The organism is Chromohalobacter beijerinckii (assembly GCF_023061185.1).
Taxonomy (GTDB): Bacteria; Pseudomonadota; Gammaproteobacteria; order Pseudomonadales; family Halomonadaceae; genus Chromohalobacter; species Chromohalobacter beijerinckii.
Genome location: NZ_JAKGAK010000002.1, coordinates 35,892 through 59,077, shown reverse-complemented (window position 1 = coordinate 59,077; position 23,186 = coordinate 35,892). Strand labels below are relative to the sequence as shown.

The following is a 23,186-nucleotide window of genomic DNA, read 5'->3' as shown; positions in this document are numbered from 1 at the left end:
TCAACCAACCCAGACGCGGGCATTGCGGAACATCCGCATCCACGCGCCGTCCTGCGTCCACTCCGGCGGACGCCAGGAGTTGGTGACCGCACGGGCCACGCGCTCGGGGTGCGGCATCATGATCGTCACGCGGCCATCCGGCGTGGTCAGCCCCGTGATGCCCGCGGAAGAGCCATTGGGATTGGCGGGATAACGCGTCGTTACCTGGCCGTAGTTGTCCACATAGCGCATGGCGATCTGATCGCTGGTCTGCATGCCACGCAAGTGACCACTGTCACGGAATTCGGCGCGGCCCTCGCCGTGCGCCACGGCGATCGGCAGGCGCGAGCCTTCCATCCCGGCCAGCAGAATCGAGGGACTCTTCTCGACCTGGACCATGCTCACACGCGCCTCGAACTGCTCGGACTCGTTGCGCACGAAACGCGGCCAGTTCTCGGCACCGGGAATCAACGATTTGAGCTGCGAAAGCATCTGGCAACCGTTGCACACACCTAGCGAGAAGCTGTCATCACGCTGGAAGAAACCTTCAAAGGCATCGCGGGCGCGGCTATTGAAAAGCACTGACTTGGCCCAGCCACCGCCGGCGCCGAGCACGTCGCCGTAGGAGAAGCCGCCACAGGCGACCAGCCCTTTCATGTCTTCCAGATCGACGCGACCCTCGAGGATGTCGCTCATATGCACGTCGATGGCCGCGAAACCGGCGCGGTCGAAGGCCGCCGCCATCTCGACATGGCCGTTGACACCCTGCTCGCGCAGCACCGCCACGCGTGGCTTCTCGCCACGCCCGACATAGGGCGCAGTAATGTCCTCGTCGACATCGAAGCTAGGCTGCGCCGAAAGCCCCGGATCGCGCAGGTCGAGCAAGGCGTCGAATTCGGACTTCGCGCAATCCGGATTATCACGCAACGCCTGCATGCGGTAGCTGGTCTCGGTCCAGGTACGCTGCGCGATGGCCCGCGTGGTTTCGAGAAGCGGCTCTTCGAAGAGTGTGACGCGCACCTGATCGTCGTAGCGCGGCCGCGCCACCACACCGCAGGTCTCGAGACCGGCCGCGGCCAGTTGGGCAAGCACGAACTCGGTATCGCGACGGTTGACCTGAATCACCGCGCCCAGCTCCTCGGCGAACAAAGCGTCGAAGGCCTCGTAGGAGTCGTCGATCAGCCAATCGAGCTTGATCTCTAACCCGCCGCGCGCCGCAAAGGCCATTTCCAGCAAGGTCACCAGCAAGCCGCCGTCGCTGCGGTCGTGGTAGGCGAGCAGCTTGCCATCGGCATTGAGACCCTGAATGACGGCGAAGAAGGCCTTGAGGTCCTCGGCATCCTCGAGATCGGGACACACATCACCGACTTGCCCATACACCTGCGCCAATGCTGAACCACCGAGGCGGTTCTGGCCACGCCCCAGGTCGATGAGAATCAGGTCGCTTTCGTCCTGATCCAGGCGCAACTGCGGCGTCACGGTACGCCGGGCATCAGTGACCGGCGCGAAACCAGTGATATCGAGCGTCAGCGGCGCGGTGACGCTTTTCTCCTCATCATCGGATTGCCACGCAGTACGCATGGACATCGAGTCCTTGCCCACTGGAATGGCAATGCCCAGCGCCGGGCAGAGTTCCATGCCCACGGCATGTACGGCATCGAACAATGCCTGATTCTCGCCAACGTGCTCGGCGGCACTCATCCAGTTGGCGGAGAGCTTGATGTCGGAAAGCTTGGCGATTGGCGCCGCTGCCAGGTTGGTGATCGCTTCGGCCACCGCCAGGCGGGCGCTGGCTGCCGGATCGACCAGTGCTACCGGCGGCCGCTCGCCGAGCGCCATGGCTTCACCGGCGTAGGTGTCGAAACTCGCCGTGGTCACCGCGCAGTCGGCCACCGGCACCTGCCAGGGGCCGACCATCTGATCGCGCGCCACCATGCCCGTGATCGAGCGATCGCCGATGGTGATCAAGAAGCTCTTGGAGGCCACCGTCGGCAGACGCAGAACGCGATCCAGCGCCTCGCGCAGGTCGAGGTTGTCGAGCCCCAGTCCCGGCAGGGTCAGCGACTGACGTTCAAAGGAACGCGACATCTTGGGCGGCTTGCCGAACAGCACGCTCATGGGGAGGTCGACGGGACGCGTGTCGAAATGGCCGTCGCGGACGTCCAAATGGTGCGCCTCGGTGGCCTCGCCGACCACAGCGTACAGGCAGCGTTCACGCGCACACAGCGTATCGAACGCCTCGAGGTCGTCCGGCGCTACCGCCAGCACATAGCGTTCCTGGGCCTCGCTGCACCAGATGGCCAACGGGCTCATGCCAGGCTCGGCATTGGGCACGTCACGCAATTCGAAACGTCCGCCGCGACCGCCATCCTTGACCAGTTCCGGCAAGGCGTTGGAGAGTCCGCCGGCGCCCACGTCGTGAATGAAGCAGAGGGGGTTGTCATCGCCTAGCGCCCAGCAGCGGTCGATGACTTCCTGGGCGCGGCGCTCCATTTCCGGGTTGTCTCGCTGCACGGAGGCGAAGTCGAGATCCTCACTAGAGGCACCCGAGGCCATGCTCGAGGCCGCGCCACCGCCAAGGCCGATCAGCATCGCCGGGCCACCCATCACGATCAGCTTGGCGCCGACCGGGATCTCACCTTTAGCGACATGGCCTTCGCGAATATTGCCGTAGCCACCGGCCAGCATCACCGGCTTGTGATAGCCGCGCCGCTCGATGCCCCCGGCCCCCTCTGCGTCCTGCTCGAAAGTGCGGAAGAAGCCGGTCAGGTTGGGGCGGCCGAATTCGTTGTTGAACGACGCGCCACCGATGGGCGCCTTCAACATGATGTCTAGCGCCGACTGAATGCGCGTGGGCTTGCCGTAGTCGAACGCTTCCCAGGGCTGTACGAACTCGGGGATACGCAAATTGGAGACCGCAAACCCGGTCAACCCGGCCTTGGGCTTGCCGCCAACGCCCGTGGCGCCTTCATCACGGATCTCGCCGCCGGCGCCGGTCGCTGCACCGGGATGCGGCGCTATAGCCGTCGGGTGGTTGTGGGTTTCCACCTTCATCAAGATGTGGATGGGCTCCTGCGTCGCCGCGTAGCGCGCTTCCTGCTCGCGACCCGGCAGCCAGGGCGCGGCGAAGAAGCGTCCGGCCTCGGTGCCTCGAATCACGGCGGCGTTATCGCTATAGGCGGAAAGGATACCGTCGCTGGAACACGCATAGGTGTTCTTGATCATCTTGAACAGCGAATGCGGCTGCGCCTCGCCGTCGACATGCCAATCGGCATTGAAGATCTTATGCCGGCAATGCTCGGAATTAGCCTGCGCGAACATCATCAGTTCGACATCGGTGGGATTGCGATCGAGCCCCTGGAAAGCATCGAGCAGATAGTCGATCTCATCGTCGGCCAGCGCCAGCCCCAAGGCATCATTGGCCTCGGCCAGCGCGGCACGCCCACCACCGAGCACGTCGACGCGGCCCAGCGGCGCCGGCTCATGGCGCTCGAAGAGCTTGGCCGCATCACTCGAATTGGACAGCACCGTTTCCGTCATCGGATCGTGAAGCGCCGCTACCAAACTCGCGAAGGCCGCCTCGTCGAGCGAACCTTTGAGCGTCACACGGTAGGCAATGCCGCGTTCGATTCGGCGAATCTGCGTCAAACCGCAGTTGTGGGCGATATCGGTGGCCTTCGATGACCACGGCGATAGCGTGCCCAGGCGTGGCACGACCAACAACAGATGTCCTTCGTGATCGGCATCTCCGCCATCACGGACGGGGCCGTAGCTCAGCAGTTGCGCCAGTACCTCTTGCGCCGCGTCATCGAGCGCATCCTGATGATCGACGAAATGAACGTAATCGGCATGCAGCGCCTCGACCTCGGGCACGGCATCACGCAACGCGGCTAACAGTTTGGCATGACGGAAGGCGGAAAGGGCGGGCGCTCCTCGCAGTTCGAGCATGTCGAATGGGCCTCTGGGACAGCAAGTAGACGATGCCGCGGGCGGCGGCCAATGAGCCCCCATGATAATGGAAAAGCCGCTCACGGGCGAAGACGCCTTCACGCCCCCATCCATTGCGTGGAATCGCCGCCAGGTGACACAAGGCACAACGCCCGCTAAGGTGGCCCCTCTCATCGCTGACTAGAACTGGCATGCTTGATGCTCTCTTACGCTATATGCGTCCAGCTGCGACCGCACTCGTCGCCCTACTGGCGCTGCTGATTCCTGACGGCCGTACGCTCCCAGTTCGGGACGCCGCGTTGTCGGAGGTTTTCTCGCGTGATTTTATCCAGGTATTCACCCGCAATACGCCGTCGACCTACTACGAGGGGCGCCACGGCCCGACGGGGTTCGAATACGAGTTGGCACGGCAATTCGCCGAGGCGTTGGACGTCAGTCTGTCGATCGATAGTCAGGGCAGTATCGGCGAGGTGCTCAGTGCCGTGCGCGATGGCCGTGCCGACGTCGGTGCCGCCACCCTGGCACTCGATCCCGCCGAACCTGGCGTGAATTACACCCGCCCGATCATGTCGATGCAGCCCATGGTCATCTATCACCATGGCATCATCCCTCCCAAGGCACCGGAAGACCTCCTGGGACTAGATATTGCCGCGCTGCGCGGCTCGGGCACTGGCCACGCGTTACGTGACCTGCAGGCATCCCTCCCCGAGTTGACGTGGCGAGAAACCGACGAACTGGAAGTCACCGACCTCATCGAAATGGTCGAGAATGGCGAACTCGATGCCGCCGTCGTCTATGCCCACCAATTCAAGCTCAATCGGTTGTTCTTTCCCGACGTCGAGAGCGGCTTTCCTCTGGGCGAGCCGCAAAGCCTCGTGTGGGCTCTACCCAAGAACAGTGGCGTGGCACTTCTGCGTGCCGCCAACCAGTTTATCGCGCGTCTTAGAGAGCACGGTGACTTGGCGGATTTGGCCGCACGCTACTTCGGTCACGACAACTACCTAGAATACGTGGGTGCGAGCCTTTTCATCCGTCATGCCCAGAACCGCCTGCCCCGCTATGAAGACGCTTTCAAGCAAGCGGCGCGCGATTCCGGCTTCGACTGGAAACTGTTGGCGGCACTGGGCTACCAGGAATCGCACTGGAAGCCGCGCGCGACCTCACCGACCGGCGTGCGCGGCCTGATGATGCTGACCAACGCCACCGCCGCCGAGGTCGGGGTGAGCAACCGACTCGACCCCGAGCAGAGCATCGAAGGCGGCGCCATCTACCTCGGCCATGTGAAGGAGCGCCTGCAGGAAGAGATCACCGAGCCGGACCGTACCTGGATGGCGCTTGCCGCCTACAATGTGGGCTTGGGACACCTTTACGATGCTCAAAAGATCGCCGAAATGCAGGGCGGCGACCCTTACAACTGGGCAGACGTACGCAAGGCATTACCCCTGCTACAGAAGCGCCAGTGGTACAGCAAGGTCCATCACGGCTACGCACGTGGCGGCGAGCCAGTGATTTACGTGCGCAACATTCGTCGCTATTACGAAATCCTCAACTACGTGGATCGCAGCCGGCGCCAGTTTCACCAGCTCGGCGAACGCGACGATTCGATGCTACAGGGAACGCCTTTCGACACCGTTCCCCCAGTGCTCTAGGACTTGTCTGAAAAGTCGACGAGCGATGATCAGGCAAGGCAAAAATCGGCGAAAAGACGGAGTTTACAATGCTAAATGAGTACTTTGAGCCAATTTTTAACGCAGCATGGTCGAGCGCAGGCACTTTTCGGCCAGTGCCTAGTTCAGTCGCGCCGGGCGGCGAAAAAGGCCTGCAAGAGTCGCGTCGCACGCGTGGCCAACAGCCCGCCTTCCACTTGGACACGATGATTGAACCAAGGCTGGGCAAACAAGTTGGCCCGTGACTCGACCATGCCGCTCTTGGGTTCGGCGGCACCGTACACGACCCTGGCCACGCGCGCATGGATGATCGCCCCAGCGCACATCATGCAAGGCTCCAAGGTAACGAAGAGCGTGCAGCTATCCAGCCGGTAATTGCCCAGATGCGTAGCGGCATCGCGCAAGGCGCGCACCTCGGCATGCCCACTCGGGTCATGACACGACACCGGAGCATTGAAACTCGCCCCCACGATCTCGCCACTGGGCTCGACCACCACTGCGCCCACCGGCACCTCGCCTGCCTCCAATCCCATCCGCGCTTGATCCAAAGCACGGTGCATGTAGAAGGTATCGCTGCGCATCACAGGGGCACTCCGGTATGCTGGTAGAATTGGAACAGTCGTATGAAAACGAGCCATCATAAGGATGCCGGCATGACGCAACCACTCGCCACCCTCGTCGACCTATTGGGCCTTGAAACCCTGGAGGAAAACCTGTTTCGCGGTCGTAGCCAGGATCTCGGCCTTCCTCAATTGTTCGGCGGTCAGGTGCTCGGCCAAGCGCTTTCCGCCGCCACCCGTACGGTCGATGCGACGCGCCGCGCCCACTCGTTGCACGGCTACTTCCTACGCCCTGGCGACGCCAAGCGCCCGGTAGTGTATCAGGTCGATCGCGTACGCGACGGTGGGAGTTTCACCACCCGGCGTATCAGCGCTATCCAGAACGGCAAGACCATTTTCTTCTGCAGCGCCTCGTTCCAGGGCGAGGAACCGGGCTTTGGCCATCAGCGCGAGATGCCCGACCTCGAGTCACCCCAGGCGCTGATCGAAGCCGGCGCCGAGGTACAGCGCTTCGACGGCCATCCCATCGAGTTTCTGCATTTCCCGGATACCATCACCGACATGCCGCGCAAGCGCCTGTGGTTCCGCCTCGCGGGCGAACTGCCCGAGGACGGCTCCCTGCATCGCTATCTTCTTGCCTATAGCTCAGATTTCAATCTGCTGACCACCAGCCTCGTCTCGCACGACACTTTTTTCGGCGACCCACGGCTGCAGATCGCGAGTCTCGATCACGCCCTGTGGTTCCACGATGAGGTGACCATCAACGACTGGCTGCTGTATGACATGGAGAGCCCGTGGGCCGGTGGGGCACGCGGATTTGCACGCGGCAGCGTCTATGACCGAACCGGACGGCTGGTCGCATCGGTGGCCCAGGAAGGGCTGACGCGTCAGCGGGACTGAGCGCATCCATAAAAAAGGCGCGGGACATAGCCCGCGCCTGACACGATCACTGGGTAAGCCGTCGCGACTTGCTCAGCCGTTCTGCATCGATGCCATATCGATGACGAAGCGATAACGCACGTCGCCTTTCTGCATGCGGTCCCAGGCTTCATTGATGTTCTGGATATCGATCATCTCGACATCGCAGGTGATGCCTTTCTCGGCACAGAAATCCAGCAGTTCCTGAGTCTCGGGAATCCCACCGATCAGTGAACCGGCCAGCACACGGCGCCGGAAGATCAGGTTGGCGCCCGCCACTCCGGGCTCCAATGGTTGCATCTGCCCGACCAGAATGTGCGTACCGTCGTACTTCAAGGCTTGCAGGTACGGATTCAGGTCGTGCTCATTAGGCACGGTATCGAGCATGAAGTCGAAGGTCTCGGTGACCGCCGCCATCTGCTCCTCGTCGGTGGAGACCACCACGTGATCGGCGCCGTTGGACTTGGCCTCGGCGACCTTGCTCTCGGAGCGCGTGAAAAGTGTGACCTCGGCGCCCAGCGCCTGGGCCAGCTTGACGCCCATGTGGCCAAGGCCGCCCATGCCGATGACGCCAACCTTATGGCCCGGCTTGACGCCATAATGCTTGAGCGGCGAATAGGTGGTGATACCGGCGCACAGTAGCGGCGCGGCGGATTTAAGGTCGATACCTTCCGGCATGCGCAGCACGAAACGCTCGCTGACAGTGACCCGGTCGGAATAGCCGCCCTGAGTAAGGCTGCCGTCATGGCGGTCGGGGCTGCCGTAGGTCATGGTGAAACCTTCGGCACAGTACTGCTCCAAACCATCGCCGCACGCCTGGCAATGACGGCAAGAATCGACCATGCAACCCACGCCGACCACGTCACCTTCCTGGAATTTGGTGACATCGCTGCCGACGGACGTGACCCGGCCGACGATCTCGTGGCCCGGCACGATCGGATACTGCGCCATCCCCCAGTCGTCGCGCGCGAAGTGCAGATCGCTGTGGCAAACGCCACAGTAGAGAATCTCGATGGCGACATCGTCGGGGCGCGGCGTGCGGCGCTCGAAGGAAAACGGCTCGAGTGCCGACTCCGCAGAGTGCATTGCATAGCCCGTAGCTTGTGGCATAGCGAATATCCTATGAAGGGTGAGTGCAACCGCGTACCGGCTAGGAGAGTTACCCAGCCTGGGTCGCGAACGCCAATAGTGTGGGCGCCGCCGGCGATTTCCTCCATGCCCAATTCTGTGTGATATTTGCCCAGAGCTCTTACATTACCCTCTGAATCGCCGTATAGACGGCATTTTTCATGCACGATGTTATCCTTATGCGTGTTCGCCATAGCCGAGGAGCCACCTCATGACCCAGCCACTGCCCTCTCATTTGACCACTGTCGAGGCGGACCCCGCGTCTCCCCCGGAGACTCGGCTGGCTGCGCGCTTGGCGCCGCTGACTACTCGGGATGGCTTCACGTCCACCACACTGCCCGGCGTACAACTGATCGCCTCGCATTGTGGCCACCCGCGCACGCCTCTCATGTACGAGCCGAGCCTGGTGATCATCGTCCAGGGCAACAAGACCGGGTATCTCGGCGAACGCATCATTCACTACGGCGCCGGCCACTATCTGATCCAGGCCATGCCACTGCCGTTCGAGTGCGAGACGCACGCTTCCGATACCAAGCCTTTGCTGGGCTTATCGGTGAGCCTCGATATGGCCATGCTCAGCGACTTGGTGGCGCGCCTGCCATCGACGATGTCCACGCGCATGCCCGCTCCCATGGCCGCCGTATCCATGGACGCCGACATGGAAGAAAACGTGTCACGGCTCATCGATTGCCTCGACGATCCCGATCGAGCCGCCGCGCTTGGCGATGGGCGCATTCGTGAAGTCCTGTTCACCGCGCTGCGTGGGCCGCAGGGCGCCTCATTGCGTCAACTGGTTGCCTATCATGGCCAATATTCGCGCATCGCCGAGGCGCTAACATTCCTGCACCGTCACTACACCCGGACCCTGAACGTTGACGCCCTCGCGCAACGCGTCAACATGAGCGCCTCGCATTTCCATCATCACTTCAAACGCACCACACAACTCGCGCCGATGCAGTACCTCAAGCGCCTGCGCCTGCTCAAGGCGCGCGCTCTGCTCACCCAGCAGGGGCACCAGGTCGCGCAGGCGGCCACTCAGGTGGGTTATCAAAGTGCGTCGCAGTTCAGCCGCGATTACAAACGCTATTTCGGTCGCAGTCCGCTTGAGGACCGACAACGCGCCACCCCCGCCGCATCTTGATATCTCAAGTGGCGACGCCAACAGCCGATAACGTTATTCTGAGGGGGCCTGCACGGCGCTTGCTTGCTACTGCACGCCATTCATCGATGCATCACGGCACGGTACCGCTCGTGGTCGTACGATGCCTGACCTGGAAAGCGCTGACCGCATGATCCAACTCACCGCTTCTGCCTCCTTCGACAACGTCATCCAGGGCCAATGGGAGCCGGGATTGATCGTGTTGTCCTGTCTGGTGGCGTGGCTCGCCGCAGGGCTCGGCCTGCTGATCGGCGAGCGTATGCAAGAAGCCGATAGCCGCCTACGCCGCGGAGTCTGGTTGATCGCCGGCGCCTGCATGATGGGGCTTGGCGTGTGGAGTATGCATTTCACCGGCATGCTGGCCCTGCGCCTGCCGTTGCCCATGCAATACGATGTGGGTCTGACGTTCTTATCACTGCTTCCCGCCGTTCTCGGCAGCGGCTACGCGTTACGCATCATGGCCCGCCCTGTCGCGACGCTGCGCTACTCGGTACTGGGTGGACTGATGTTGGGGGCGGGTATCGGCACCATGCACTATTTGGGCATGGAGGCCATGCTCATGCCCGTCACAGTGCGCTATGACGCGACCCTTTTCTTCATGTCGCTCGGCGTCGCGTTGACGCTCGGCGTAGTAGCGATGCTCGTCCATCGTTACTGCGTTCGCCAGCGACGCCTGACACACCTCGACCGGCGTCTTTTCGGGGTCGCCGCCTGCATCTCGTTGGCCATTAGCGGCATGCACTATACCGCCATGTCGGCCACCTATTATCTGCCCACGGCGACGCCTGTTCCTCAACAAGCGGTGGCGCCTGCATCCTGGCTGGGTGTAAGCGTCAGCGGTATCGTCACCCTATTGTTGATGATTGCCGGTCTCTGGGTGTTCATCGCTCGGCGGCTGCAGCGCCATCAGCGCCAGTCCGTCATGTCGCGGGAGCAACTAATGGAGGTGATAGCCGCCATCAACGACGCCTTCTTACTCTTCGATGAGCAAGGCCGGATCGTGCTCAGCAACCGTACGTTCTCGACGCTGACCGGCCTGCCCAATCGCCAGACCCTTTATGCGCGCCTCAACGCCGTGCAAGCCGCAAGCCACACGCGGGAACAAAGCGGTGCGCTGATCATGCTCGACGTCGACAACTTCAAGGCGCTCAACGACTCCCGGGGCAATGCCGCCGGCGATATGCTGCTGCGCCATGTGACGCGCCGTCTCAAGCGTTTCGCTCGTCACGAACACGACCTGGCACGCTTGGGCGGCAACGAATTCGCTCTGGTGGTGAGCGGCTTGCCATCCGATCCCGACGCCGCCCTTGCCGAACTGCAACACCACATGACCACCGTGCGACAGGTCATCGGCGGCGTGTACGATCTCGACGATCATTCACACACTACGACGCATAGCCTGGGCGGGGTGTGGTTCGGTGACGACGACGTGGCAACGGACGAGCTGGTCAAACGCGCCAGTCTGGCACTCTCGCGGGCCAAACAGGACGGTGGCAACGCATGTCATGTCTTCCATCCCGAGATGGAAGCCGCCCTGCATGATCGCGTATGGATGGAAACCGAACTGCGCCAGGCTATCCATGACGAGCAGATGCGCTTGTACTACCAACCTCAGGTCAATGCCGAAGGCACCATCATCGGGGCTGAAACGTTGATACGCTGGCAGCATCCCGAACGTGGAATGATCTCCCCGGGCGCATTCATTCCCCTCGCCGAAGAAACTGGTTTGATCGTGCCCATCGGACAATGGGTGCTGGCAAAGGCATGCGAGCGGCTGGCTCGCTGGTCCACCGATCCGGCCCTGGCCCACTTGCAGCTGTCCGTCAATGTCAGCGTGCACCAGTTTCAGAAGCACGACTTCGTCGCCCAGGTGCTGGCCACGCTCACCGATCATAAAGCGCCGCCCGAACGCCTGACCCTGGAACTCACCGAGAGCCTGCTACTCGCCAACGTCGAGGGCGTCATAGAGAAGATGATGCAGCTCAAGCACCACGGCGTGAGTTTTTCTCTGGATGACTTCGGCACTGGCTATTCGTCGCTGGCCTATTTAAAGCGTCTGCCTTTCAATGCTTTGAAGATCGATGTTTCCTTCGTGCAAGATGTCCTGGTCGAGGCCAACGATGCCGCTATCGTCAAGACAATCATCGCCCTGGCCGACAGCCTGCAACTAAAAACCGTGGCCGAAGGCGTGGAAACCCTGCCCCAACGCGATTTTCTCGCGCAGCTCGGCTGTCATCATTATCAGGGCTATTATTACGGACGCCCCGCCCCGGCCGAGGCCTTCGAGGCGCTCGTCACGCCACCTCCCGTACAGCACACGACACTCAGATAAGCCCTATCACGCCACGCACGGCGTAGTAACCACCTACCAGGGTAACCAACCAGCGCGTCCAGCCACGAAAGCTGGCATCGGTGAGCTGCTTCAGGATGGCGTTTCCCGAACGCGTCCCCAGGAAACTCAAGGGAATCGCCAACACGATCCAGCCCCACTGCCCCCGCTCCAGTGCCAATACCGCCTGAAAATAAAACACCACCTTGATGGTATGCGCGATGACTTGAATCGCCGCCTTGGAGGCCACCACCGTGCGCCGGTCGAGCCGCGTGCGCACGAAGCCGATATCGATGGTCGGCCCCGATACTCCAGCGGCGATGGTTAAACCGCCGGCTACCAGGCCGCACAGGATGGCATCGACAGGCCGCGAGACATCGAACCGGAACCAGCGACGCGGCAACCACACCAGAATCGGCATGATCCCGATCAAAAGCAGCACTACATTCTCGCTGGGGGTATAACGCACGCTGGCCAGCAACAGCGCCGCGATCACCACGCCCAGCACGATCCACGCCACGATGTGCCAATCGATGTAACGTCTCGACAGCCAGGCACGCGAGGCATTGGAGCCCATCTGAATGATACCGTGCACGGCGATGGCCGTCGTGGCCGGCATCCACGCCAGCAGAAAGCCCATCAGGATCAAGCCGCCCGCCATACCGAAAACGCCGGACAACGCCGAGGCAAAAAACACCACGCCGAGAAACACCAGAGAAAGAGAAAACGTCATGCCTGTCCCGAACAGCCCCCGCGCCTATTGATCCGCACACATTCGCGCACCCTCACACCACTTTGAGCGTCGGCCAAGCGTGCCCCGGCCGCGCCACCAGGGTGTCACGCAATGCCTCGCCCGCCGCACCGCTGGTCAGCATCACATCGAAGGTCTCGAGGTCAGCGAAAAACGCCGGGCGCACCCGATCGAGCTTGCTCTCGTCGGCGATGAGGATGCGTTGCACGGCGGTTTCCAAGGCCACCTGCTTGGGCACCACCTCGTGGAAGTGAAAGCAGCTCACCCCCTTATCGACGTGCACGCCAGCGGCGGAAATAAACGCCTTGTTGATACCCAAGCGACGAATCGCAGTGACCAGCTCCTCGCCCCCGAAGGATTGCGACACGGGATAGTAGAGCCCGCCGAGCAATACCAGACGCACGTGAGGTAATGCCATTTGCTCGATGGCATTGGCGACGTTGAGCGCGTATGTCACCACCGTCAGCGGCATGTTGGGGTCTAGCTGGGCGAACAACGGGATCAGCGTTGTGCCACAATCCACGAAGATCGTGTCATCGGCCTCGACCATACGCGCCGCCTCGTCGCACATGCGCTGCTTGGCCTGGGCGAAACTGTCCTGCTGAGTGGCGAAGTCGTATCCGGTGGCAACCTGTGGATGCTCGGCCAGCAGCAAGCGCCCGCCCAGCGAGACGATGGTGTCCTGGCTGGCGGCGATGTCGCGGCGTATGGTCATCTCCGATACCTGACAGCGCTGGGCGGCCTCGGCAATCGGCAACATGCCTTCCGCGCGCAGGGTGTCCTGTAGCCATTGAAGGCGCGCCGCACTGCGGCTATTCATTTGCACATCTCCCTCGGCATACCGGTCGACGAGATCGCTCGCCCTTCTCCGGCACATTTTGTTAGCTTAGCCACAAAATTTCTGTTAGAAAATTAACAAAGATGGCTCGACGATAAATACAAGGACATTACCATGTCTGTGACTTCTTTCGCGCCGCCCGGCTCAACGGTCGGCAGCACGACCGACTCATCGCCCCATGCCCCGGCTCTGCCCGGACGCATGCCACTCGGGGACCCACGCCCATGACCGATCTCAAGCCCGTTGCCCGTCAGGCCCTGGCCCTGATGGACCTCACCTCGCTCAATGACGATGACGACAGTGCCCGTATCCAGGCACTATGTCGCCGTGCCGACACGCCCGCCGGTCGCCCTGCCGCGTTGTGCCTGTATCCAGCGTTCATCGAGGACGCCCAACGCGAACTCGACGCCCTTGGCCTGACCCGGCATGTTCGCATCGCCACGGTAACCAATTTCCCCGAGGGTGCCCCCAACGCTGAACGCGCCGCGCGCGAGACACGTCTCGCCGTGGCCGCGGGCGCCGACGAAGTCGACGTGGTTTTTCCCTACCGGGCCCTGCTCGACGGCGCACCCGATGTCGGCCGCTTACTCGTCGAGGCTTGCCGCGAAGCCTGCGGCGGCGCGACCTTGAAGGTCATCCTCGAGAGCGGCGAGCTCAAGGATCCCGCTCTGATCCGTCAGGCCGCGGAGATCGCTATTACCGCCGGTGCCGACTTCATCAAGACCTCCACCGGCAAGGTTGCCGTCAACGCCACCCTCGAATCCGCCGAGATCATGCTCGAAACGATTCGTGACAGCGGCCGCGACGTGGGCTTCAAGGCCGCTGGCGGAATTCGTACCACCGAGGATGCCAAGGCCTATCTCGACCTGGCCGCACGGATCATGGGCGAGGCATGGATCAGCCCCGCGCACTTCCGCTTCGGCGCCTCGGGGCTGCTCGATGCCCTGCTCGCCACGCTGGATGGCGATGAGGCCAAGGCGCCCGGCGACGGTTACTGAACGCGCCTCGGCAGATATCGACATTCAACGGCAGACATCGCAACGACAAACAACAACACGGTTATCGCCATGCTGATTCAAGACATCATCCGCCGTAAGCGTGACGCCGAACCCCTCGACGCCGACGCCATCCACACCTTCATGCGCGGCGTCGCCGATGGCAGCGTGGGCGATGCTCAGATCGGTGCCTTCGCCATGGCGGTCGTGCTCAATGGCATGAACCGCGAGGAGGCCATCGCGCTGACCGAGGCCACCCGCGACTCTGGACAAGTCCTGCGCTGGCACGATCTGGGCCTCGACGGGCCGGTGCTCGACAAGCACTCCACCGGCGGCGTGGGCGATCTCGTGTCACTGGTACTGGGCCCGTGGATCGCTGCCTGCGGCGGCCACGTACCCATGATTTCGGGGCGTGGGCTCGGCCACACCGGCGGCACGCTGGACAAACTCGAAGCGATTCCTGGCTATAACGTCACACCCGACGACGATCTCTTTCGCCAGTTGGTGAAAAACGTCGGCGTGGCGATCATCGGTCAAACCGGCACCCTCGCCCCCGCCGACAAGCGCCTGTACGGCGTGCGCGACGTGACCGCCACGGTCGAGTCGCTGCCGCTGATCGTGGCCTCGATTCTGGGCAAGAAGCTGGCCTGCGGGCTCGACACCCTGGTCATGGACGTCAAGGTCGGCAACGGCGCCTTCATGCCCACCGCCGAGGCCTCCCGAGAACTGGCCGAAGCCATCGTCGCCATCGGCAGCGGCGCCGGCACGCCCACCAGCGTGCTGCTGACCGACATGAATCAGCCGCTCGCCGACTGCGCCGGCAATGCCCTGGAAGTGCACGAAGCGCTGCGTCTGCTGAGAGGGGAAGGTCGCGATAGCCGCCTCTATCAGGTCACCCATGCCTTGGCCACGGAAATGCTCGTGCAAGCCGGTCTCGCCACCAATGCCGCCGACGCCGCAACGCGCCTGGAAACCGCCCTGGCCTCCGGCGAGGCACTGGAGCGCTTTTCGCGCATGGTGCATGGCCTCGGCGGCCCGAGCGATCTGGCAGAACGCGCCGAGCACTATTTAGCGCCAGCGCCCTTCACGACCGATGTCGTCGCGCCTCGGGCCGGCACCGTCAACGCCATCGACACCCGCGCACTGGGGCTCGGCGTCGTCGAATTGGGCGGCGGTCGCCGCAACGCCGGGGATGCCATCGACCATCGCGTCGGGCTTTCGCGAATCGCCGCACTCGGCCAGCGCGTCGAGCCCGGCCAACCACTGTTGCGCCTCCACGCCGCCAGCCAAGCCGATGCCGAGGCCGTCACACGCCAATTAGGCGCAGCCTTCACCCTCGGCGAGGCAGGTAGCGTCACGCCGGCGGCGCCGATCCACGCCACCCTGCGTAAGGAGGATCTGTCATGACACGCGCCATCCTGTTGGTACTTGATTCCTTCGGCATCGGCAACGCCCCGGATGCTGCCGCCTTCGGCGATGCAGGGGCGGATACGCTAGGCCATATCGCGCGTCACCGTGCCGCTGCCGGCCGACCGCTCGCCCTGCCCAACCTGGCAAGCCTCGGCCTCTATCACGCGCATCATCTCGCCACCGGCGAGTGGGCAGCAGGCATCACCCCACCCGATACGCTCGACGGCGCCTACGCGGCAGCGGCCGAAATATCCTCGGGCAAGGACACGCCCTCAGGGCATTGGGAAATCGCCGGCGTCCCGGCGCTGTTCGAATGGGGTTACTTTCTCGACAAGACGCAGAGCTTCCCGCCCGATCTTTTGGAAGCGCTGATCGAGCGCGCCGACCTGCCCGGCGTTTTGGGCAACTGCCATGCGTCCGGCATGCCGATCCTCGAGGCACTTGGCGAAGAACATATCGCCACTGGCAAGCCCATCGTCTATACCTCAGCGGACTCGGTGTTCCAGATCGCCGCCCACGAGACCCATTTCGGGTTGGAGCGCTTGTATGCGCTGTGCGAGATTGCCCGCGAGCTGTTGATGCCCTACAACATCGGTCGCGTCATCGCCCGCCCCTTCGTCGGCGAAACGCTGGACGCCTTCGAGCGCACCGGCAACCGCCGCGACTACGCCATCGAGCCCCCACGCCGACCGTACTCCAAAAGCTGCACGACGACGGCACGGTACTCGGCGTAGGCAAGATCGGCGATATCTATGCCCATTGCGGCGTTTCGAAAGTGCTCAAGGCCCACGGCCATGACGCGCTGTTCGACGCGACGCTCAAGGCCATCGATGAGGCCGGCGAGCGTTCACTGGAGAATAAGCAGACGCTGGTGATGACCAACTTCGTCGACTTCGACACGCTCTACGGCCACCGGCGCGACCCGGATGGCTACGCCGCAGCCCTGGAGGCCTTCGACCGGCGCTTGCCGGAAATACTCGCCAAGCTGCGTCCCGACGACCTGCTGATCCTCACCGCCGATCACGGCAACGATCCGACCTGGACGGGGACCGACCACACCCGCGAACAAGTCCCCGTGCTTGCCAGTGGCGCGAACTTGGCGCCGGGACCGTTGGGCGACGAGGCCGGTCGTCTGGCGACCTTCGCCGATATCGGCCAGAGTCTGGCGACGCATTTCGGTCTCGCGCCCATGGCCCACGGCAGCGACTTCCTGGGCGCGGCGCCCGCCGCCTCCACCACGACGACAACAGGAGACTGATGCCATGTCGACGCCGCATATCGATGCCCCCGCAGGCGCCTTCGCCGATACCGTGCTCATGCCCGGTGATCCGCTGCGCGCCCAATTCATTGCCGAGACCTTTCTCGACGACGTCGAGTGCGTCAATCAGGTGCGCAACATGCTCGGTTTCACCGGCACCTACCAAGGCCAGCGCATCTCGGTGATGGGCAGCGGCATGGGCATTCCCTCGATCTCGATCTATGCCAAGGAGCTGATCACCGAGTACGGCGTCAAGCGCCTGGTGCGTGTGGGTTCCTGCGGCGCGGTGCGCGACGACGTGGCCGTCAACGACATCGTCGTGGGCATGGGCGCGTGTACCGATTCCGGGGTCAACCGTACGCGCTTCAAGGGCCACGATTTCGCCGCCATCGCCGACTTCGACTTGACACGTCACGCCGTCGACGCTGCACGCGCGCGTGGCATCCAGGCCAAGGTCGGCAACCTGTTCTCGGCGGATCTTTTCTATTCGCCCGACGACGCCATGTTCGACGTCATGAAGCGCCACGGCATTCTCGGCGTCGAGATGGAAGCCGCCGGCCTGTACGGCGTCGCCGCCGAGCTCCAAGCTCGTGCGCTGACCGTGTGCACGGTGTCCGATCATATCCTGAAGGGTGAGGCCCTCGACGCGCAGACGCGCCAAACCGGCTTTCACGAGATGATGGCGATCACCCTCGAGGGCCTGCTCCGCGACGCGGGAGAAACCACCCATGGCTGAGACGTCCCCCGCGCCGCTTTCCGATGCGCTGCGCCAAGCGTTGATCGAGACGCGCGAGCGCGCTTATGCGCCCTATTCCCGCCATCCGGTGGGGGCCTTGTTGATTGCCGAAAGCGGCCGGCATTACCTGGGCTGTAACGTGGAAAGCGCCAACTACAAGGGCCTCTGCGCCGAAGCCGGTGCCATCGGCGCGATGATCGCCCAGGGCGAGCGCGAGATCGTCACGCTGTACGTCATCGGCCCCGGCGAGCATCTCTGCACGCCCTGTGGCGATTGCCGCCAGCGCATTCGCGAATTTGCCACGCCGGACACCGTCATCGTCGTCCTCGACGGCGACGGCAATCCGCTGAAGCACTACACCATGGAGCAGTTACTGCCTGACTCCTTCGGGCCGGAGAATCTGCCACCGGCGTGATGTAGGCGCCTCACCTTACGCTCGACGGCTATTCATGACGCCGTGATGACGCACGCAGCGGTTCGAGCAGCGCGTTGAGGCCGTTGTGGTCGATTTCATGCATCAGGGCGAGCAGTCGCCCGATTTCCCCTTGCGGGAAGCCCTGCCGGGCAAACCAGGCAAGATAGGGGCCGGGAAGATCGGCGATCAGCCGGCCTGCGTATTTGCCGAAAGGCATCTGTCGCGTGGCGAGCTTTTGCAAGTCTTCAGGGTTCATCGAGGCGCTTCTCGCATAACGGTCGTAAGTGACCATGCTAGCGGACGCGTCGGCGCACGTCGCCATGGCGCGCATGCCATGCGTCATATGCATACCCCCATTACCAAGTAGCGTTTGAGCGTAGCGTCCCGTGTGCCGGTAGAGTGGCATGCCATGCTATCGGCGCATGGCGCCATACGATAACGACAAACGGAGACTGGGTGATGCAAACATCGCTACGGCCCTTGGTTTTCTGGCCAACCTTCCTGGTGCTACTGGCGGCGGTGATCGCCAGCTACGTCAATCTCGATGCCTTCCTGGCCACCGCCAGCGCCCTCAACGATGCCATCCTGGATAACTTTGCGTGGCTATTCAGCCTGGGGAGCCTGTACCTGCTGGTGCTGGCCGTCATCGTTTATTTCTCGCCGCTGGGTCAACTTCGTATCGGCGGCGAGCAGGCAACGCCCATGCTGTCGCGGCTGCGCTGGTTCTCGATCACCTTGTGCACCACCCTGGCCGTGGGAGTGTTGTTCTGGACCACCGCCGAGCCGCTGTATCACTTCATGTCGCCGCCCGAGTCGCTGGGCCTGGAGGCCGGCTCGGGCGATGCCATGCTGTTCGCGATGTCGACCATGTTCCTGCACTGGTCGTTCACGCCCTACGCCATCTATGCCGTCCCGGCGCTGATCTTCGCCCTGGCCTTCTACAACCTGCGCCTGCGCTTCTCGATCTCGAGCATGTTGGAGCCTGTCTTCGGCCCCAAGGTCAAGCGTTTCGGCGGTCTGATCGATGCCGTGTCGCTCTACGCCCTGGTGGCCGGCATGGCATCGTCGCTGGGCACCGGCGCGCTGACGCTGGCCGGCGGCGCAGGCCAGTACCTGGGCGGCGAGGCCAGCCCCCTGCGCTTGGGCGTGGTCATTGCCCTGATCGTAGTGACCTTCGTGATTTCGGCGGCCAGCGGCCTGCAGAAAGGCATCGCGCGGCTATCGTCGCTGAACGCTATATTGCTGTTGATTCTGGGCGTGTTCATCTTCGTGGTGGGGCCGACGAGCTTCATGCTCTCGCTGGGCGTGGAATCCTTCGGCGTCTATCTCGATGGCTTCTTCACCAAGAGCCTGTTCACCGGGACCGCCGGCGAGGACCAGTGGCCACAGTGGTGGTCGATCTTCTATTGGGCGGTATGGTTCGCCTGGGCGCCCATGGCGGCGCTGTTCCTGGGCAAGATTTCACGCGGCTACACGGTACGCGAGTTTCTGCGCGTCAATCTGTTTTATCCAGCACTTTTCGCCTCGGCTTGGGTCATCATCTTCTCCGGCGCGGCGCTTTATTTTCAGGCCCATACCGGTGTCGACCTGCATGCCATTCTTAATGATCGCGGCGTGGAAAACGTGCTCTACGAGCTGTTTCGACAGATGCCTTTCGCCGGTGTCTGGATTCCCTTGCTGCTGTTCATTGCCTACATCTCCTACGTCACGGCGGCGGACTCGCAGACCGATGCCATCGGCAATCTTTGCACACGCGGGCTGACCGCCGACTCGGATCTCAACACCGGCGTGTCGATGAAGGTCTTGTGGGGCGTCATCGTCGGCATCGTGTCCTGGGTCATGGTCAGCTTCGTGGGAATCGACGGCATCAAGATGCTCTCCAATCTCGGCGGTCTGCCGGCGCTGATCATCGTACTGCTCGCCACGGGTTCGCTATGGCGTTGGCTGAAACACCCCGAGCGCCTCGCCACACCGCCTTCTTCTTCTCACGCTTCCAAGGACGACGCATGAACATCAAGCACGACTTTCCACACCGCGTGCGCGAGATCGAGAACCAATGGATCGTGCTCGCCGATGGCACGCGGCTAGCGGCCCGTATCTGGTTGCCCGAGGATGCCGAGTCGAAGCCAGTGCCGGCGATCCTCGAATACCTGCCCTATCGCAAACGCGACGGCACGGCGGTGCGCGACGAGCTGACTCATCCCTATTTCGCCGGCCACGGTTACGCCTGCATTCGGGTCGATATGCGCGGCAACGGCGAGTCCGACGGGTTGATGGAAGACGAATATGCCCCGCAGGAGCAACGTGATGCGCTGGAAGTGATCGATTGGATTACCAATCAACCCTGGTGCGACGGCAAGCTCGGCATGATGGGCATCTCCTGGGGCGGCTTCAACAGCCTGCAACTCGCCGCGCTACGCCCCGAGCCACTCAAAGCGATCATCACGCTGTGCTCCACCGACGACCGCTACGCCGACGACATCCATTACAAGGGCGGCAACATGCTGCTCGAGAACCTCGGCTGGGCGGCGACCATGCTGAGCTTCTCCGCCGCCGTGCCCGATCCGGCGCTGGTCGGCGATCGATGGCGCGAGATGTGGAAGCATCGCCTCGACAACATGCCGCTGCTGGCGGAAACCTGGCTCGAGCATCAGCATCGTGACGACTACTGGAAACATGGTTCGATCTGCGAGGGCTATCACCAAGAGCTAGGCGGCATCGAAGCGGCTGTCTATATGATCAGCGGCTGGGCGGATTCGTACATCAACACAATCCCGCGGATGATGGACAATCTCTCATGCCCGAAGAAGGCGCTGATCGGGCCGTGGATGCACAAGTATCCACACTTTGCGATCCCCGACCCGGCCATCGGCTTTCTGCAGGAGGCGCTGCGCTGGTGGGACTACTGGCTCAAGGATACCGACACCGGCATCATGGACGAGCCCGCGTGCACCTTCTATCTGCAGGATGGCGTGCCACCCGCGCCGAAGTACCTCGAGCGCCCGGGGAAGTGGGTGCGGACCTCAGCCTGGCCAGCGCCCAGCGACGAGGTCGAGATGCAGTCCTTGGTACTCGGCGATTACGGCCTGGGGAGCAATGGTCGGTTGAGCAATGATCGACAAATCGCCTCCCCGCTGACCACAGGCTCGCTGCAGGGCGAGTACATTCCGCTGTGGTTCGGCGCCGACTTTCCCCCCGACCAGCGTCGCGACGACGGCCTGTCGTTGACCTTCGACTCGGCGCCCTACATCGAAGGGCTCGATATTCTCGGCCAACCGAGGCTTGCGGTGTCGGTCACCAGCACCGAAGCGTGCGGCCAACTGCACGTGCGCTTGTGCGACGTGGCCCCCAGCGGCGAAAGCGCGTTGATCACCTACGGTACGCTCAATCTCAATCTGCGCGATGACCCGGGCACGATTACGCCACCGGTACCGGGCAAGCCGATGGACGTTCGCGTGCCGCTGGATCTGATCGGCTATCGCCTGCCCGAGGGACACCGACTGCGCGTGGCACTCTCCAGCGCCAGTTTTCCGCTTGTGTGGTCGCCCCAAAAGCGCTCGGACCTGACGCTTCAGTCGGGCATGCCGACACTCGAGCTGCCATGTTCAAAAGCGGCTTACATCCCGATGCCATTCGAAGCACCGGAGAGCGCCGCGCCGTGTCGCGTCGAAACACTTCGCGGCGGGCAGCCCAAGCGCACTCTCAGCGAAGACGTCGGCAGTGGCGAGGTAACCGTCACCGTGGAAGACGACATGGGCGACATTCGCTTCGAGGATCACGGCTTACGTATCGAGCAAAAAGCAAAAGAGGTCTACAGCAGTCACCCGACCGACGCCACACGGACACGTGCCGATATCGAATGGGTCTATCGTGCCAGCCGCGATGAAGGCGACGGTCAGTTCGCCGTCGAGGTGACCAGTCGCTATCACCTGCATTGCGACGCAGACACCTTCTACCTCAGCGCCGAGCAAATCGCCCACGAGGGCGAGACACTGGTCAGCGAGAAGTCATGGCAGCGCGAGATTCCACGCACGGCCATCTGACCGGCGGCGTGCATGTTATGCTCCGGGGTCGTTTCATGGCCCCGGATACGTCTATGTCTTCCCGTGATGCGTTACCGCCGTTGGCATGCTTGCGTGCCTTCGAGGCGGCCGCGCGGCATGCCAGTTTCACGCAGGCCGGCAGCGAACTGCACCTGACCCAGAGCGCGGTCAGCCGCCAGATCAAGCGGCTCGAGGACGACCTGGGCCGGCCACTGTTCGAACGTCATTACGAAGGCCTACGTTTAACGCCCGCCGGCGAACACTACTTTCGCGTGGTGCAGCGCCTGTTGCGTGACCTGCGCGACGAAACGGCGCGCCTGCGGCGTCGCGGCGACGACCGTCAGCTCACGTTGGCCTCCAGCCCCACCATTGCCTCGATCTGGCTGGCGCGGCAGCTTCCCGACTTCCAGCGTGCGCATCCGCATATCGAGATCCGCATCCTGACGGTCGAGGACCCTCACCGCCTGGACCTCGCCGAGTTCGATCTGGGCATCTACTATCACGTTCCTCACGAGGTCGACCCTACCGGCCTCGACGCCGAGGCGATCTTCTCCCACGAGGATGTCGCCGCCGTATGCAGTCCGGCCTACCTGGCTCGTCATGGGGACATCCGCGATGCCGATGACCTGCTCGCTCGTCACACGTTGATGGTCGTCGAAGATCATTATCACGACTGGCTGACCTGGGAAGGCTGGTACCAGGCGCAAGGGCTGCGCTGGCACGCCCCAGAACATAGCCTGCGTGCCAACAGCTTCCAATTGCTGATGAATGCCACCCTGGCCGGGCAAGGCGTCACTTTGGGCTGGACCCGCCTGCTCGAGGCGGACCTGGCACAGCGCAACTTGGTGCAAGCACTGCCGCATACGCTGCCCAGTCGGGGATGCCTGTCACTGCTCACCCCGCAACATCGCCACCTGACCGAGCCCATGCGTGCATTTCGCGCCTGGGTACTGAACACGGCTTGAGCAGTGCCTACGCTCATACGCCTAAAGTGGCATGCCTAGCTCATATCCGGTAAGCTGCACGCCCGCTGCCCGCCTACTCTGGCCCAC

Annotated in this window: 17 protein-coding genes and 1 pseudogene; 12 read left to right on the top strand and 6 right to left on the bottom strand. The window is 62.9% G+C overall.

Annotated features, from left to right (window positions below; translation table 11 throughout):
* The gene (purL, locus tag L1075_RS02325; RefSeq protein ID WP_246939613.1) at positions 1-3,927 is read right to left on the bottom strand and encodes a phosphoribosylformylglycinamidine synthase; all 3,927 of its coding nucleotides are present in this window, start codon (positions 3,925-3,927) and stop codon (positions 1-3) included.
* Between the two features lie 191 nt (positions 3,928-4,118).
* Between purL and mltF the strand changes: the two genes are divergently transcribed.
* Positions 4,119-5,576, top strand: a complete 1,458-nt coding sequence (gene mltF, locus L1075_RS02320) for a membrane-bound lytic murein transglycosylase MltF (RefSeq protein WP_246939610.1) — start codon at positions 4,119-4,121, stop codon at positions 5,574-5,576.
* Positions 5,577-5,719: 143 nt separating this feature from the next.
* Here the strand turns inward: mltF and tadA are convergent, their stop codons facing one another.
* Entirely contained in the window at positions 5,720-6,175 is a 456-nt protein-coding gene (tadA, locus tag L1075_RS02315) for a tRNA adenosine(34) deaminase TadA (protein WP_075370080.1), read from the bottom strand.
* Between the two features lie 72 nt (positions 6,176-6,247).
* On the opposite strand from tadA, the gene L1075_RS02310 reads away from it, so the two are divergent.
* A complete protein-coding gene (locus tag L1075_RS02310) occupies positions 6,248-7,054 on the top strand; it encodes an acyl-CoA thioesterase (protein WP_246939607.1) in 807 nt (268 codons plus the stop codon).
* 72 nt (positions 7,055-7,126) lie between these two features.
* Here the strand turns inward: L1075_RS02310 and L1075_RS02305 are convergent, their stop codons facing one another.
* Entirely contained in the window at positions 7,127-8,182 is a 1,056-nt protein-coding gene (locus L1075_RS02305) for an NAD(P)-dependent alcohol dehydrogenase (protein WP_075370078.1), read from the bottom strand.
* Between the two features lie 229 nt (positions 8,183-8,411).
* Here L1075_RS02305 and L1075_RS02300 point away from each other — a divergent pair, with 229 nt between their 5' ends.
* Both L1075_RS02300 and L1075_RS02295 read left to right on the top strand, forming a co-directional pair.
* Positions 8,412-9,341, top strand: a complete 930-nt coding sequence (locus tag L1075_RS02300) for an AraC family transcriptional regulator (protein ID WP_246939604.1) — start codon at positions 8,412-8,414, stop codon at positions 9,339-9,341.
* A gap of 148 nt (positions 9,342-9,489) precedes the next feature.
* A complete protein-coding gene (locus L1075_RS02295; RefSeq protein WP_246939601.1) occupies positions 9,490-11,691 on the top strand; it encodes a putative bifunctional diguanylate cyclase/phosphodiesterase in 2,202 nt (733 codons plus the stop codon).
* Here L1075_RS02295 and L1075_RS02290 read toward each other — a convergent pair.
* Together L1075_RS02290 and L1075_RS02285 are read right to left on the bottom strand one after the other, a co-directional pair.
* Positions 11,684-12,421, bottom strand: a complete 738-nt coding sequence (locus tag L1075_RS02290; RefSeq protein WP_246939599.1) for a sulfite exporter TauE/SafE family protein — start codon at positions 12,419-12,421, stop codon at positions 11,684-11,686. The two genes, L1075_RS02295 and L1075_RS02290, sit on opposite strands and share 8 nt — an antisense overlap.
* Positions 12,422-12,473: 52 nt before the next feature.
* Positions 12,474-13,259 carry a DeoR/GlpR family DNA-binding transcription regulator gene (locus tag L1075_RS02285; RefSeq protein ID WP_246939596.1) on the bottom strand — a complete coding sequence of 262 codons (786 nt, stop codon included), beginning with the start codon at positions 13,257-13,259 and terminating at the stop codon, positions 12,474-12,476.
* Positions 13,260-13,501: 242 nt separating this feature from the next.
* On the opposite strand from L1075_RS02285, the gene deoC reads away from it, so the two are divergent.
* The 5 genes and pseudogenes from deoC (at position 13,502) to cdd (ending at position 18,091) form a co-directional block, all read left to right on the top strand.
* Positions 13,502-14,275: a deoxyribose-phosphate aldolase gene (gene deoC / locus L1075_RS02280; RefSeq protein ID WP_246939594.1), complete on the top strand. Its 774-nt coding sequence runs from the start codon at positions 13,502-13,504 to the stop codon at positions 14,273-14,275.
* 69 nt (positions 14,276-14,344) lie between these two features.
* Positions 14,345-15,679 carry a thymidine phosphorylase gene (gene deoA, locus L1075_RS02275; RefSeq protein WP_246939591.1) on the top strand — a complete coding sequence of 445 codons (1,335 nt, stop codon included), beginning with the start codon at positions 14,345-14,347 and terminating at the stop codon, positions 15,677-15,679.
* Positions 15,676-16,940: pseudogene (locus L1075_RS02270) on the top strand (phosphopentomutase). Before deoA ends, L1075_RS02270 begins: the two are co-directional and overlap by 4 nt.
* Before the next feature lie 4 nt (positions 16,941-16,944).
* Complete coding sequence (deoD, locus tag L1075_RS02265) at positions 16,945-17,676, top strand: purine-nucleoside phosphorylase (protein ID WP_040244665.1); 732 nt, start codon at positions 16,945-16,947, stop codon at positions 17,674-17,676.
* The gene (gene cdd, locus L1075_RS02260; protein ID WP_246939588.1) at positions 17,669-18,091 is read left to right on the top strand and encodes a cytidine deaminase; all 423 of its coding nucleotides are present in this window, start codon (positions 17,669-17,671) and stop codon (positions 18,089-18,091) included. Before deoD ends, cdd begins: the two co-directional genes overlap by 8 nt.
* A gap of 28 nt (positions 18,092-18,119) precedes the next feature.
* On the opposite strand, the gene L1075_RS02255 is transcribed toward cdd, so the two are convergent.
* Positions 18,120-18,347 (bottom strand): DUF3820 family protein, encoded by a 228-nt coding sequence (locus tag L1075_RS02255; RefSeq protein ID WP_246939928.1) that lies wholly within the window; start codon positions 18,345-18,347, stop codon positions 18,120-18,122.
* 203 nt (positions 18,348-18,550) lie between these two features.
* On the opposite strand from L1075_RS02255, the gene L1075_RS02250 reads away from it, so the two are divergent.
* From L1075_RS02250 to L1075_RS02240, 3 genes are read left to right on the top strand one after another with little or no spacing between them, the layout of a single operon-like run.
* Positions 18,551-20,101 (top strand): BCCT family transporter, encoded by a 1,551-nt coding sequence (locus tag L1075_RS02250; protein WP_246939585.1) that lies wholly within the window; start codon positions 18,551-18,553, stop codon positions 20,099-20,101.
* On the top strand, positions 20,098-22,134 hold the full coding sequence (locus L1075_RS02245) for a CocE/NonD family hydrolase (protein ID WP_246939582.1): 2,037 nt from the start codon (positions 20,098-20,100) through the stop codon (positions 22,132-22,134). Before L1075_RS02250 ends, L1075_RS02245 begins: the two co-directional genes overlap by 4 nt.
* Before the next feature lie 53 nt (positions 22,135-22,187).
* On the top strand, positions 22,188-23,099 hold the full coding sequence (locus tag L1075_RS02240; RefSeq protein WP_246939579.1) for a LysR substrate-binding domain-containing protein: 912 nt from the start codon (positions 22,188-22,190) through the stop codon (positions 23,097-23,099).
* The last annotated feature ends 87 nt before the right edge of the window (positions 23,100-23,186 follow it).

Excerpts from the sequence above, each read along its gene's own strand:
- deoA (WP_246939591.1), top strand. The coding sequence starts at position 14,345 with ATGCTGATTCAAGACATCATCCGCCGTAAGCGTGACGCCGAACCCCTC.
- mltF (WP_246939610.1), top strand. The coding sequence starts at position 4,119 with ATGCTTGATGCTCTCTTACGCTATATGCGTCCAGCTGCGACCGCACTC.
- L1075_RS02240 (WP_246939579.1), top strand. The coding sequence starts at position 22,188 with ATGTCTTCCCGTGATGCGTTACCGCCGTTGGCATGCTTGCGTGCCTTC.
- deoC (WP_246939594.1), top strand. The coding sequence starts at position 13,502 with ATGACCGATCTCAAGCCCGTTGCCCGTCAGGCCCTGGCCCTGATGGAC.
- L1075_RS02305 (WP_075370078.1), bottom strand. The coding sequence starts at position 8,182 with ATGCCACAAGCTACGGGCTATGCAATGCACTCTGCGGAGTCGGCACTC.
- L1075_RS02300 (WP_246939604.1), top strand. The coding sequence starts at position 8,412 with ATGACCCAGCCACTGCCCTCTCATTTGACCACTGTCGAGGCGGACCCC.
- L1075_RS02285 (WP_246939596.1), bottom strand. The coding sequence starts at position 13,259 with ATGAATAGCCGCAGTGCGGCGCGCCTTCAATGGCTACAGGACACCCTG.
- L1075_RS02250 (WP_246939585.1), top strand. The coding sequence starts at position 18,551 with ATGCAAACATCGCTACGGCCCTTGGTTTTCTGGCCAACCTTCCTGGTG.
- L1075_RS02295 (WP_246939601.1), top strand. The coding sequence starts at position 9,490 with ATGATCCAACTCACCGCTTCTGCCTCCTTCGACAACGTCATCCAGGGC.
- cdd (WP_246939588.1), top strand. The coding sequence starts at position 17,669 with ATGGCTGAGACGTCCCCCGCGCCGCTTTCCGATGCGCTGCGCCAAGCG.
- tadA (WP_075370080.1), bottom strand. The coding sequence starts at position 6,175 with ATGCGCAGCGATACCTTCTACATGCACCGTGCTTTGGATCAAGCGCGG.
- L1075_RS02255 (WP_246939928.1), bottom strand. The coding sequence starts at position 18,347 with ATGAACCCTGAAGACTTGCAAAAGCTCGCCACGCGACAGATGCCTTTC.
- L1075_RS02310 (WP_246939607.1), top strand. The coding sequence starts at position 6,248 with ATGACGCAACCACTCGCCACCCTCGTCGACCTATTGGGCCTTGAAACC.
- purL (WP_246939613.1), bottom strand. The coding sequence starts at position 3,927 with ATGCTCGAACTGCGAGGAGCGCCCGCCCTTTCCGCCTTCCGTCATGCC.
- L1075_RS02245 (WP_246939582.1), top strand. The coding sequence starts at position 20,098 with ATGAACATCAAGCACGACTTTCCACACCGCGTGCGCGAGATCGAGAAC.
- L1075_RS02290 (WP_246939599.1), bottom strand. The coding sequence starts at position 12,421 with ATGACGTTTTCTCTTTCTCTGGTGTTTCTCGGCGTGGTGTTTTTTGCC.
- deoD (WP_040244665.1), top strand. The coding sequence starts at position 16,945 with ATGTCGACGCCGCATATCGATGCCCCCGCAGGCGCCTTCGCCGATACC.